Origin of the sequence: Streptomyces sp. NPDC059398, from assembly GCF_042751845.1 — a bacterium.
In the GTDB taxonomy this organism is placed as follows: domain Bacteria; phylum Actinomycetota; class Actinomycetes; order Streptomycetales; family Streptomycetaceae; genus Streptomyces.
The window spans coordinates 8,761-19,681 of record NZ_JBHYWP010000131.1 but is presented as its reverse complement, the minus strand read 5'-3'; the positions used below and the strand labels follow the sequence as shown (position 1 = coordinate 19,681).

Sequence of the window (10,921 nt, the reverse complement as noted above, 5' to 3'; positions counted from 1 at the left end):
GCCCTGACGGCCGCCGCGCCTACGCCAGGAGGTCGTCGAGGCGCGCCTGGAGCCGGTCGAGCTGCTCCCGGTAGGCGGCCGGCATGCCCCGCGCGTCACGTGCGGCGACCGCTTCGTCGACCGTGGGCGATGCGAACCGCTCGCCCGCGGCGACCCGCGCGGCCACGGCATGGTGGGCGTCACGGAAGGTGCTTCCCTCGGTGACGAGGCGCTCCGCCACATCCGTCGCCACCGTGCGCCCGTCCGCCGCGGCCGCGTGCATGGTGTCGGCGTTGAATCCGATCGTGGCGTAGGCCAGCGAGAACACCTCGGTGGACTGCCGTACGGCGTCGGTCTGCTCGTACGCCTCCGGCCTGGTGTCCTGCAGGTCGCGGTTGTACGAGAGCGGAATCCCCTTGTGCAGGGCGAGCAGCCCGGTGAGCCTGCCGATGGCGATGCCGGTGCGTCCCCGCACGAGTTCGGCGACGTCGGGGTTCTTCTTCTGCGGCATCATGCTGGAACCGGTCGCGACGGAGTCCGCCAGTTCCGCGAAGGCGAACTCCTGCGAGGTCCACAGCACAAGCTCCTCGGCCATGCGCGAGAGGTGCACCATCGTCACCGTCGCCGCGTAGCACAGGTCGAGCAGGAAGTCCCGGTCGGATACGGCGTCGAGGCTGTTCTCGAAGCTCGCCGTCATGCCGAGTTCGTCCGCGCTGAACTCCGGGTCCAGACCGAGACTGCTTCCCGCGAGAGCCCCCGCGCCGAGCGGAGAGACGGCGGCGGCTTCTCCGGCGGCGTCGAACCGGGTGATGTCACGCAGGAGCGCGGTGGCGTGGGCCGCGAGGTGGTGCCCCAGGGTGATCGGCTGCGCGCGCTGCAGGTGGGTGTAGCCGGGGAGGATCAGTTCTCCGTCGCTGCGCGCGCGGTCGATGAGGGTCTGTACCAGCTTGCCCACCGAGTGCGCCGCCCCGGTGGCGGCGTCCCGCGCCCACAGCCGGGTGGCCACCGCCGTCTGGTCATTGCGGGAGCGGCCGGCGTGCACGCGCTTCCCGAGTTCGCCCAGGCGCTCGACGAGGATGCGCTCGATCATGGAGTGGATGTCCTCGTCGCGGTCGGGGGCGAACTCGACCTGGGCCAGCGCGTCCTGCAGCGCCCGCGCATCGGACGCGTCGAGCAGCCCCTGGCGTTCGAGCATGCGGACGTGCACGATCGAGGCCCTGAGGTCGTACGGCAGCAGCCGCCGATCCTGTTCGACGAGCACGCTGAAGTCGAACACCTGTGGATCCAGGCCGCTTTCGAGTCGGCCGCTCCACAGGGGCTTGGGTCGGGTGGTCATTCCTACTCCGTTTCGTTGGGTCTGGTCAGCGTGCGTGGCGCTCGGGGACCGGCGCGGTGAGCGCGGCGAGCGCGTGACCGAGCACGACGGTGGGGCAGATCACCGGGAGACCGGAGCCGCGTGCGGCTTCCGCCTGGTGCCGGGCGCCGAAACCCATGCAGTCCAGTACCAGGAGCGTCGCGCCGGAATCGGCCAGCTCGCGTGCGGCCTCGGCCACGGGCGGCCCGTCGCCGTACGGGTCGGCCGCCGCGTACAGCGCTTCCGGATCATGGCGGGCCCAGGACTCGGGCGCCTCGGCCAGGTCGGACGGCAGGCTGATCACGCCCAGCCGCTGGCCCTGCGCCGCGGCGGCGACCGTGCCGTGCAGGAGGGCGCCGGAGTCGAGGAGCAGCAGCCCCTCGCGGCCGATGTCCGGGAGTTCGCCGGTGCACAGATAGGCCGCGAGTCGTACGTCGGACGGCAGCCTGGCCACGGCCGCCCGCAGCAGTGACGGCAGCGCGTCCTTCCGCATCACGAGGGTGCTGCCGTCGGCGAGCCGTGTTTCGATGCCCGCCCGGCCCGCCGGGGCCGCCAGCTCGCCGAGCCCTTCGGACGACAGGCCGTCCAGAGCGCCCTCACACACCAGCGGGACGTCAGCGCCGAGGATTCCGGCGAGGGCCGGCTCGATGTCGGGCCGCGGGCTCTGGCCGATGGTGAGCAGACCGATGGGCCTCATGCGGCACCGCCCAGGACGACGCGACCCTCGATGACCACCGCACCGAGCGGCGCGGTGCCCATGCTGACGCAGATCTCGTTGGGATGCGGGCAGTCGACGATGGTGAGATCGCCGCGCTTCCCGATGTCGATCGAGCCGCGGTCGTGGCCGCGGGCGCAGGCATACGCGGCGTTCAGGGTCGTCGCGGTGATCGCCTCGGCCGGGGTCATCCGGAACCAGCTGGTCCCGAGCGCCAGGCTGAGCAGCGTCGAAGTCGGGTGGAGGGCGGAGCAGTAGTCGGTCGCCAGCGCCACCGGGACACCCTCGTCGATGAAGAGCCGGGCGTTGGCCCGGCGGTCGTCGAGGTAGAGCTGCTCGGCGACCGGCAGCAGCACGGCGACCGTGGAGGTGGTTCCCACCTCACGGATCTCGGAGTCGGGGGTGTAGGTCAGGTGGTCGGCGGCGACCGCGCCGCCGGCGACCGCCGTCGCCCAGCCGCGCGAGGCCGCGTTGGCGTCGGCGTGCACACGTGCGGGGAGCCCCGCCTTCCGGGAGGCGGCCAGCAGCTGCGCGGCGGTGCTCTCATCGAAGACCCCTTCCTCGCACACGAGGTCGTGCAGATCGGCGAAGCCCTGCTCGGCCACGGCGGGGAGCATCTCCTCCCGTACGAGCCGGGCGTAGCTCTCCGCGTCCGCCGCCTCGGGGGGCACCACATGCGCACCGAGGAAGGTCAGCACCAGGGACTGCGGCGTCGTGGCGCGCGAGCGGTGCAGCAGGCCGAGCGCGCGGAGTTCCTGACGCGTCGACTGTCCGTACCCCGTCTTCACCTCGACGGTCGTGGCGCCGCCGCGCAGCAGCCGCGCATAGGTACGTGCGGCATCGGAGAGCAGCGCATCGTCCTCGGCCTCGCGGGTGTGCAGCACGGCCGCGCCTATCCCGCGCGGCGCGGCCGCGTCCTGCGGGACCGTGCCGGAGAGCTTCTCCGCGTACTCGCGATGCCGGTCACCGCCGAAGAGCGGGTGGGTGTGGGACTCGACCAGCCCCGGCAGAACGGTGCGTCCGCGAGCGTCCAGCGTCGGGGCGGGGCCCGCGGCGCGCAGCACCTCATCGGTCGGTCCGGCGGCGACGATGCGGCCCGCCCGGATGGCGACCGCGCCGTCGGCGAGTATCTCCACCTCGCCCTGTGCCTTCCCGCGCCTGGGCCCGCCGTCGTCCCGTACGAGTACGAGGGCGGCTGCGCCCACCACGTTGAGGTCTTCTCCGCTCATTGCCTTCCCTTCAGGTTCAAGCCGGGCTTCGGTATCGCGGACCCCTGCAAGTTCCAGGTCCTCAGCAACTCGGCGTACACGCCGTCCGCGAAGAGCTTGCGGGCGGCACTGAGCACCGCCGTCGTGAGTTGCTTCTTCTGCTTGGAGATCGCGATCGCGTACGGGGCGGGGTTCAGCGGCTTTCCCAGCCGGACGAAGGTGCCGGGCGCCTGCTTCATGACGTAGGCCAGCGTCTCCGGTTCCTGTACGGAGGCGCCGACCCGGCCCTGTTGCAGCTGGAGCCGGGCGCTGGCCGACGAATCCACGCCGACGATCCTGATCGGCGGTTTCCCGGCCGCCACGCACTGTTCGGCGCTGAACTTCTGGATCGTGCCGTAGTTGTCGGTGGTCTTGCTCAGTCCGATCGACTGGCCGCACAGCTGCCGAAGGTCGTGCTGGGCGCCCGCCTTCCGGGTGGTGGTGAAGACCTGGGCGCCGGACTGGAAGTAATCGATCATGTCCAGGGTCTGCTCCCGGGCCTTCGAGTCGGACAGCCCGGAGATCACCAGGTCCACGCGGTCGGTGTTCAGCGAGTTGATCAACTGGTCGAACGGCGAGACCGACACCTTCAGGCGCACGCCGAGTGTCCTGGCCAGTGCCTGGGCGAAGTCCAGGTCGAATCCGTGCATCTCGTCGGAGCCCGGTGGCCGGAACTCCATCGGCGCGAAGATCGGGTTCAGCCCCAGGACCAGGCGGCCTCTCCTGCGGACATCGGCGGGCAGCATCTGCCGCAGCCGCGGGTCGGCCCGTACGGCGTCGAGCGCCTTCCGGTTCGACGGCGGATGCAGCGCAGGGGTGTCCCGCGGGCTGCCGCATCCGGCGACGGCGAGCAGCATGACGACGGTCGGCACGATCAGCGTGTGCAGCCTGCGCCGCTTGGTGGGGATCGCCATCACAGCACCTTGGACAGGAAGGAGCGGCAGCGGTCACTCCGGGGGTTCTCCAGCACGTCGGAGGGATCCCCCGCCTCGACGATCACACCGCCGTCCATGAAGGCGACCGTGTCGGCGACCTCACGGGCGAAACCCATCTCGTGGGTGACCACGATCATCGTCATGTCGCGCGCGGCGAGCGCCCGCATCACGCCGAGCACATCGCCGACGAGCTCGGGGTCGAGCGCCGAGGTCGGTTCGTCGAACAGCAGCACTGCCGGGTCCATGGCCAGTGCCCGTGCGATCGCCACCCGCTGCTGCTGGCCGCCGGAGAGCTGCGAGGGGTAGTTGCCCTCCTTCCCGGCGAGGCCGACCTGGGCGAGCAGCTCACGGCCACGCTCCGCGGCCTCCGCCTTCGGGCGCCCGAGTACGTGCACCGGCCCCTCGATCACGTTCTCCAGCGCGTTCATGTGCGGGAACAGGTTGAAGTGCTGGAACACCATGCCGACGCGCGCGCGGAACGAGGCGACGTCGCGCTCGCCGAGCTGGTGGAGCTTGCCGCCCCTTCTGCGGTAGCCGACGAACTCTCCGTCGACTTCCAGCACACCGCCGTCGATGGCCTCCAGCCGGTTGATGCACCGCAGGAAGGTGGACTTGCCCGAACCGGAGGGGCCGATCAGACAGCACACCTCCCCGGCCGACACCGAGAGCGAGACCCCGTTCAGCACATCGACATGGCCGAAGCGCTTGCGCACCTCGCGGGCGTAGACCAGTGGTTGCTGTGGCTGCTCATCCATGTGCGTCTCCTGTCCGCCGGTTCCCCCGCCGCGTACGCCGCGTCGAGGTCATCGCCTTCCACACTGTTTCGGCCAGCGTCGGGCTGGAGCCGTGCGTGCTACCGCGGTTGAACCGCCGCTCGACGAAGTACTGCGCGATGCTGAACACCGAGACGACGACCAGGTACCAGACGGCCGCTACGATCAGCAGCTCCATCACCTTGCTGTTGATGAAGTAGATCTGCTGGGCGCTGTTGAGGAGTTCGCTGAAGGAGATGGCGCTGGCCAGCGCGGATGTCTTGAGCAGATTGACGAAGTCGTTGCCGAGCGGGGGGACGACCACCCGCATCGCCTGCGGCAGCACGATCCGCCGCATGATGCGCATCGGCCGCATCCCGATGGCCATGGCCGCCTCACGCTGGCCCGGGGCGACCGAGGAGATCCCGGCGCGCACGATCTCGGCGATGTAGGCGCCCTCGTTGACGCCGAGTCCGAGCACCGCGGCCACGAACGGCGTGATCAGCGACACCGTCGGTACGCTTCCCAGGCCGGGGAGACCGATGCGCGGCAGGATGATCGCGAGGTTGAACCACATCAGCAGCTGCAGGTACACCGGCGTACCGCGGAACAGCCACACGTACAGCCACGAGATGGTCCGCGTGACCGGGTTCTCGGAGAGCCGCATCAGCGCGAAGACGACCCCGAGTACGACGCCGAGCACCATCGAAACGACGGATATGAGGACCGTGTTGCCGAGGCCCTCAAGGATCACGCCGATGGTGAGGAACGAGCGGACCGTCCTCCAGTCGATCGAGCTGTGACCGAACAGCCACACTATGTATCCGAACACCACGAGCGCGATGGCGCCGTAGATCCACCGGCCGTAGTGACGCAGCGCCACCATCTCCGGCTCGCCCCGGAGAGTCGTCTCCGGGGATGTCTGCACCATGGTCTCCCCTTTGTTCGTGCTGGATGGCTGAGTTTGTTCGTGCTGAATGGCTGGGCGGCGCCTCTTGTGCGGGTGCCCGGTGGTCACTCTCCACTACGGCGTACGGAGCCCGCATGCTCGTGACGGAGGAAACATGGGGCTTGGATTGCTCCTGTGCGAGCATGCTCGGGTGACGACTCTTCATGAGCTGCTGCGGGGTGTCGGCGCGCGACGGCTGCGGCTGCGCACCGCGGAGGGCGATGACCGTTCGATATCCGGCCCGGTCTTCGTCCATGAGCGCCCGCCGGCCGGGTGGGACGACCACGACCCCCTGGCGGGGAGCTGCCAAGGGGGTGTCGCCCTGCTCGTCGGTGCGGTCCCGCAGGGTCCGGCCGTCCAGGAAACGGTCCAGTCGCTCACCGCGAGCGGCGCCGAGGCGGTGGTGATCCGGGCGTCACCGCACGCCGGGCTCGCAGCCGCCGAACTCGCCCGTGGTTGTGAGGACGCCGGTATCGCCCTGCTGGAGCTGACCGATGAGGTGCCCTGGCTGGATCTGGCCGGGCAGCTCAGAGACGTCCTGACGACCACGGCATCGGCGGTGCCGCAGTTGGGCACGGGCGCCGGCGAGGGCGTCGCCGACCTGTTCGCGCTCGCCGACATGATCGCCGCGACGGTCGGCGGCGCCGTGGCGATCGAGGACCAGCACGAGCGGGTACTCGCCTATTCCAGCCTCGCGGACCAGCCCACGGACGAGGTCCGCAGATCATCGATCCTCGGCAGGCAGGTGCCCGATCTGCCGTACAACCCGAACACCTATGAGCGGCTGCTGAAGTCCGCATCCGTGGTGCGGTTCGCCGGGGTTGCGCCGACCCTGCTTCCCAGGCTCGCCGTCGCCGTACGGGCGGAGGGCGAACTGCTCGGCGCGTTGTGGGCCATCGACGCGGGAGGGGACCTCGGCGCCGCGGCGGAAGACGCGCTGCAGCGTGCCGCGAACCTCACCGCGGTCCATCTCGTGCGGGCCCGCCAGGCCCGGGACGCCGAACAGCGGCAGCGGACCCGGGCACTGGGAGCCATGCTCGGCGGCACGATGACACCGAACTCCTGCGCGGCGCAGCTCGGCGCCGACGTGTCGGCCACGGCGGTCGTCGTCAGCTTCGGCGTCGCGGCCGGGGAGCGCTCGCCGCGATCCGTCCCGGCACGGCTCGCCCAGGCGGCCCACAGCCACTTCGAGGTCTACCGCAGGCCCGCGCTGTGCGGGGTGGTGGACGACCGGGCCTATGCGGTGCTCGCGGAACCCCAGCGGACCGGAGAGCTGCTCGGACTGATCAGGTGGACGGCCGCGAACGCGTCGGTGGCGCTCGGTACGGCGGTGCAGGCGGGCGTCGGCTACGACACCGCGAACTGGACGGCGCTCCCACGGGCACGCCGGGACGCCGACCGGGCCCTGCGGGCCGTCTCGTCCGACCCGTCGAGCGGTCCCGTCGCCACCTGCGCCGATGTAGCCGGCCGCGTCGTACTGGAGGAACTCGCGTCCGACCCGAATGAGGCGCTCGCCGACCCCGTCCCCGCGGTGGCGGCGATGCTCGACCACGACCGCCGGTTCGGCACGCACTACGCCCGCACGGTCCACGCGGTACTGGCGCACGGTTCTCGCGGCGGCAGCGACGCGGCGACGCTGCTGAAGGTGCACCCGACCACACTGCGCTACCGCATGCGGCGCGCCGAGGAACTGTTCGGTCTCCAGCTCGACGACCCCGACGCCCGCCTCGTCACCTGGCTCCAGCTGCGGCTCCGCGGTACGGCGGATTCCGTCCGCACCCGCACCGCCGGGCGCTAGCGGAGACGCCCGTCGTCCGTACGGCGAGCAAGTCATCGTCAATTACATCTTGACGATCCTGGATCGTCAATTTAAAGTTGACGCATGAGTCCACTCGACATCAGCCTGGCCGACCTGATCGCCCGTCTCGACGCGGAACTCCCCGACGCCGGCGAACTGGCCCACGTCAGCGAAGCGCGACTGCGCGCCCAGACCCTGTCCGACCTCGGTGACCAGCTCATCGACCACTACGTCAACAAGGCCAAGCGGACCGGCGCGTCCTGGACCGAGATCGGCGACGCCATCGGGGTGTCCAAGCAGGCCGCCCAGCAGCGTCACGCCCCCGGCCCCTTCGAGCGGTACACGAACCTGAACCGCCACTGCATCGTGCTGGCGCAGGAGGCCGCCCGTACGCACAAGCACGACACCATCGGCACCGAACACATCCTGCTCGGCCTGCTCGGTGAACCGCAGGGCCTGGCCTACGAGTTGCTGACCGCCAAAGCCGGGTCGGAGCAGCGCGTCCGCGACGCGATCGGGGAGGCGATGCCGCCGGCCGGACAGAAGGCGCTGCGGGGTCACATCGCATTCCGCCCGGAGAGCAGGGAGGCCATCGAACAGGCCCGCAGCGCGTCGGCCGCTCTCGGCCACGACTGGGTCGGCACGGAACACACCCTGCTGGGCCTGCTCCTGACGGAGGGAAGCCCGGCTGCGCGGATCCTGGACGACCTCGGCTTCACTCCGGACGAGCTGCGCGAGGCGGTCAGGGCCGCGGTCGCGGAACGGTCGGCCGGGCGGGACGAGTAGGCAATTAGGGGTGAAACGGCTGGTCCGGGCGGAAACTGCGCCGGGGTCGGAGCCAGTCCCAGCGGAAGAATACGAGCGGCACCCTCACGGTGAGCCGGACAGGGCCAAGGCCCCGGCGCGAGCACGCCGGGGCCTGAGCGGAGTTGACTGGATCGTCTCGATCAGTGGGGGGTGTCATCACCGGCGTCGCAGGAGCACTCCGCGCTCTCCACGACGTCGTCCGGGTCCGGGACGGCGGTCACCGAGGAAGTGGCGACGAGCGGGGCGGCGCTGCGGGCCGAGGCCGGCGGGCCGGGGAGGATGGTCACCGGTACGGGCGGGGTCATGAGGCGTTCTCCTGAGTGACAGGAGAAAGAATGCAGCGCTCCTCGGCATGCGTCAGGTCGCCTCTCCACCACCCGTCCGGACTTCGTTGCCGCGGCCCGTACGAGGTGGTTCACCGGGGAGCCCGGACTCAGTGCAAGTGCGGTTGCCTCAGCCTTGGTTGTGAGCCGTGCCAGGACGGGTTTCGTGCGTGTCCCCGGAGCCGTCCACGAGGGCACAGTGGATGACTGCCGTGCGTAGTTGTGGGAGGCGAGTGGGTGCTCGCCGGACGATCCCGGGAGCCGGACCGGGCCGGTCGTACGGATCGGTGGCATGACCACTCCGGCGTTCCGCTGCGCGGCCAACGCACCACAGCTGCACGAGGCTTACGACCAGTTGGCCGGGGCATGGCCGCCGACGACCGGACGAGCCGCACGCCGACAAGGGCGACGACTACGACCAGCAACCGCCATAGCCGCCACACTCAAGACCGTCACCCACACCCCTGCGGTTCAACTCATGCTGAAAAACTGAGCACATGCACGGCAGGCTCAGCAGGAAGGCGCGCAGTGCTGTGTCGCCTGGACATCGAAGCAGTACCCCAAGGCGGCGAGCCCCGCGACGGCCGCCGCCAGTCCGAGGGCAGTGCGCCACCGGCCCCGTACGGCGACGTAAACAGCCAGGGCGGTGGCGGTGCCGCCGAACACCATGACCGGCAGGCCCAGCAGGAGCAGGTCCGGGTTGGTCTCGTCTTCGAAACCGCCGGAGAGCCCTCTTCGGCCGTACGGGAGCCAGGCCATGCAGCCGGCAAGGGCACCGAGTACCGCTGTCAGGCACCCCGCGGCGCCGGTGGCGGCTACGCGCCGGGCCGTGTGTCCGGTTTCCGTGGACGGAGAGATGTCTCGCCGGGGCTGGGCGGTTCCGCCGGCCCGGACGGGACTGGTCCGGCGTTCCGTCCGGAACAAGAGCAGCTCGGGCACGCCGCGGGTCTTGTGCCCGCCGCGCCGGCCGGCAGTCACCGGGGAGCCCGGTCAACCCCGGTCAGGTGGCTCTTGGACTTTGGCGGTGCGGTGCTTGTCCTTTTGTCACCGGTCGGGCAACAGCCGTTGACGGGTGTCAGTTGGTGCGTGAACGTGCTTGTTCAACGCCTCTGGTGAACAGAACCGCTCACCCTCGGGCTGTACGGACACGTGAACTCCACCCCCACACAGGAGACACCATGCGGATCCGGCACCTTCTCACCACCGGAACACTGGCCACCGCGGCGGGCGCCGCCGTGCTGCTCATGGGGCCCGCGGCCCCCGTACAGGCCGCCGACACCGGCCAGACCCCGGGTACGTACGCCTACTGGAGCGCGCCCTCCGACGTCACTTCGGTCTCCATCCCGATGACGCTCCAGCACTCGCCGGGCAACTACAACGCCTACTGGTCGACCCAGTTCGACTTCGCGGGCAGCGGTGCCTCCGGCTACATGGGGTTCCAGACCCACCGGGACGGCGGGGGGATGTTCCTCGTCTCGATCTGGAACGGGACCGAGGCCACCGCGGGCGGTTCCGGCACCTACTGCCAGGACTTCGACGAGAGCGGCACCGGCAAGACCTGCCGACTCGACCAGCGGCCCGTCGAGGGGCACCAGTACGCGATGGAGGCGGCGCAGCAGTCCGGCTCGTACTGGAAGTACTCCATCGTCGACAGGACGGCGGGCACCACCACCGTCCTCGGGACCATCAAGATCGACGGTGACCATCCGATGGCCGGCTCCAGTTTCAACAGCTGGACCGAGTACTTCGACTGGAACAACCCCGCCACCGTCTGTGCCGACGCCAAGTACTCCAAGCTGCTCTTCGGTATCCCCACCACCAGTGCGGGCAAGGGGACTTACAACTCGTCCAGCCTCAGCGACACCTGCCAGTCCATCGCCAAGGTGACCCTGGACGCCTCCGGGGCGACGGAGGAGAACGGCATCGGGCAGTAACCGGGCCTGCCCCCCGGCATCCCGCCCCCTTCGCACCCCCGCCCCCCCCCGGGGGGGCGGCGGCGCCGGGCCCCCGCGCCCCGCCCGCGCCCCCCCCGCGCCCCGGCCCCCGCGCCCCCGCGCCGCGC

At 70.5% G+C, this 10,921-nt stretch carries 11 protein-coding genes; 3 read left to right on the top strand and 8 right to left on the bottom strand.

Going from position 1 to position 10,921, the window contains the following annotated elements:
• Positions 1-19 precede the first annotated feature (19 nt).
• Genes argH through ACFXBC_RS32020 form a run of 6 tightly spaced genes read right to left on the bottom strand, consistent with a single transcriptional unit; the run spans position 20 to position 5,913 of the window.
• Positions 20-1,315: an argininosuccinate lyase gene (gene argH / locus ACFXBC_RS32045; RefSeq protein ID WP_385032535.1), complete on the bottom strand. Its 1,296-nt coding sequence runs from the start codon at positions 1,313-1,315 to the stop codon at positions 20-22.
• A 25-nt stretch (positions 1,316-1,340) separates the two neighbouring features.
• A complete protein-coding gene (locus ACFXBC_RS32040) occupies positions 1,341-2,030 on the bottom strand; it encodes an AroM family protein (RefSeq protein WP_385032532.1) in 690 nt (229 codons plus the stop codon).
• Positions 2,027-3,277 carry an imidazolonepropionase gene (hutI, locus tag ACFXBC_RS32035; protein ID WP_385032529.1) on the bottom strand — a complete coding sequence of 417 codons (1,251 nt, stop codon included), beginning with the start codon at positions 3,275-3,277 and terminating at the stop codon, positions 2,027-2,029. The genes ACFXBC_RS32040 and hutI overlap by 4 nt, the downstream gene beginning before the upstream one ends.
• On the bottom strand, positions 3,274-4,209 hold the full coding sequence (locus tag ACFXBC_RS32030; protein ID WP_385032526.1) for an ABC transporter substrate-binding protein: 936 nt from the start codon (positions 4,207-4,209) through the stop codon (positions 3,274-3,276). The genes hutI and ACFXBC_RS32030 overlap by 4 nt, the downstream gene beginning before the upstream one ends.
• A complete protein-coding gene (locus tag ACFXBC_RS32025) occupies positions 4,209-4,985 on the bottom strand; it encodes an amino acid ABC transporter ATP-binding protein (RefSeq protein WP_385032522.1) in 777 nt (258 codons plus the stop codon). Before ACFXBC_RS32025 ends, ACFXBC_RS32030 begins: the two co-directional genes overlap by 1 nt.
• Positions 4,978-5,913 carry an amino acid ABC transporter permease gene (locus ACFXBC_RS32020; protein ID WP_385032519.1) on the bottom strand — a complete coding sequence of 312 codons (936 nt, stop codon included), beginning with the start codon at positions 5,911-5,913 and terminating at the stop codon, positions 4,978-4,980. Before ACFXBC_RS32020 ends, ACFXBC_RS32025 begins: the two co-directional genes overlap by 8 nt.
• 169 nt (positions 5,914-6,082) lie before the next feature.
• On the opposite strand from ACFXBC_RS32020, the gene ACFXBC_RS32015 reads away from it, so the two are divergent.
• Both ACFXBC_RS32015 and ACFXBC_RS32010 read left to right on the top strand, forming a co-directional pair.
• The gene (locus ACFXBC_RS32015; protein ID WP_385032516.1) at positions 6,083-7,729 is read left to right on the top strand and encodes a PucR family transcriptional regulator; all 1,647 of its coding nucleotides are present in this window, start codon (positions 6,083-6,085) and stop codon (positions 7,727-7,729) included.
• An 84-nt stretch (positions 7,730-7,813) separates the two neighbouring features.
• Positions 7,814-8,515, top strand: coding sequence for a Clp protease N-terminal domain-containing protein (locus ACFXBC_RS32010; protein ID WP_385032514.1), 702 nt, complete (start codon positions 7,814-7,816; stop codon positions 8,513-8,515).
• 161 nt (positions 8,516-8,676) lie between these two features.
• On the opposite strand, the gene ACFXBC_RS32005 is transcribed toward ACFXBC_RS32010, so the two are convergent.
• Both ACFXBC_RS32005 and ACFXBC_RS32000 read right to left on the bottom strand, forming a co-directional pair.
• On the bottom strand, positions 8,677-8,841 hold the full coding sequence (locus ACFXBC_RS32005) for a hypothetical protein (RefSeq protein WP_385032511.1): 165 nt from the start codon (positions 8,839-8,841) through the stop codon (positions 8,677-8,679).
• Between the two features lie 528 nt (positions 8,842-9,369).
• Positions 9,370-9,618 carry a hypothetical protein gene (locus ACFXBC_RS32000; protein WP_385032508.1) on the bottom strand — a complete coding sequence of 83 codons (249 nt, stop codon included), beginning with the start codon at positions 9,616-9,618 and terminating at the stop codon, positions 9,370-9,372.
• A 419-nt stretch (positions 9,619-10,037) separates the two neighbouring features.
• Here ACFXBC_RS32000 and ACFXBC_RS31995 point away from each other — a divergent pair, with 419 nt between their 5' ends.
• Complete coding sequence (locus ACFXBC_RS31995; protein WP_385032505.1) at positions 10,038-10,793, top strand: DUF3472 domain-containing protein; 756 nt, start codon at positions 10,038-10,040, stop codon at positions 10,791-10,793.
• The last annotated feature ends 128 nt before the right edge of the window (positions 10,794-10,921 follow it).